Annotated in this window: 2 pseudogenes; one reads left to right on the forward strand and one right to left on the reverse strand. The window is 72.6% G+C overall.

The features are described 5' to 3' along the window. Positions 1-332 (reverse strand): annotated as a pseudogene (locus XM48_RS16720) (hypothetical protein); the annotation flags it as partial. A 75-nt stretch (positions 333-407) separates the two neighbouring features. On the opposite strand from XM48_RS16720, the pseudogene XM48_RS00010 reads away from it, so the two are divergent. Further along, positions 408-863, forward strand: a pseudogene (locus XM48_RS00010) (ribulose-phosphate 3-epimerase); the annotation flags it as partial. Positions 864-1,022 lie beyond the last annotated feature (159 nt).

Below are 1,022 nucleotides of genomic sequence, written 5' to 3' on the forward strand. Positions count from 1 at the left end.
GCGGGGGGCTGCACCGGCGGGGCGGCGGGTGCCGCCGGAACCGGCGCCGGCTGCACCGGCTGCACCGGTGGCGCCGCGGGCTCCGTGGGAGCCTCAGCGCTCGGCTCGGGTGCTGCGGGGACGTCGTCGACTCCGAGCGCCTCGTGCACCTGCTCGGCGGCGTCGGCCGCGAGCGCGTCGGCCGCGTCCGCGGGTTCGTACCCCGTCCAGTCGCTCAGCGGGGGTTCGGGCAGCCCGCCCGGGGGAGCGATGCCGGGCGAGGGCCGGAGGCCCTGCGGCGCGCCGAGACCGGTCGGGATGCGCCAGGGCTCCGGGTCCTGCTCCTCTGCCATGGCGCCAGCATAGCGAGCGCACTGCGCGGCGCACGGGCCGCATCGCGGACTCCGGCCCGCGGATAGGATCGATCCGTGACCGTGCAGCGCATCCACCCGAGCATCCTGTCCGCCGACTTCGTCAACCTCGAGCGCGAGCTCGAACGGATCCGCACCGCGGACTTCGTGCACGTCGACGTGATGGACAACCACTTCGTCCCGAACCTCACCATGGGCCCGCCGATCGTGGAGCGGATCCAGGCGGTCTCGCCGATCCCGCTCGACGTGCACCTCATGATCTCGGATGCCGACCGTTGGGCGCCAGGGTACGCCGAGCTCGGCGCCGCCTCGGTCACCTTCCACGCCGAGGCCGCGCAGGATCCGGTGGCGCTGGCGCGCCGCCTGCGCGAGATCGGCGCCATGGCCGGCATCGCGTTGAAGCCCGGCACCGATCCGGAGCCCTACCTGGAGCTGCTGCCCGAGTTCGACATGGTGCTCGTGATGACGGTGGAGCCCGGTTTCGGCGGCCAGTCCTTCATGCCCGACATGATGAGTGCTTCACCGACGGCCACGCCGCCGAGACGCTCAGCACTGTGAAGTCCTGCGTCGCCGAGCACTTCAAGGTCTCGGTCCAGCACTCGACGTTCCAGATCGAGACGGAGGAGATCCGCGACCAGGAGGGCAGCGCCGTGCGCCACGCCTGATCCCCCG

This window comes from Leucobacter sp. Ag1 (genome assembly GCF_000980875.1).
In the GTDB taxonomy this organism is placed as follows: Bacteria; Actinomycetota; Actinomycetes; order Actinomycetales; family Microbacteriaceae; genus Leucobacter; species Leucobacter iarius.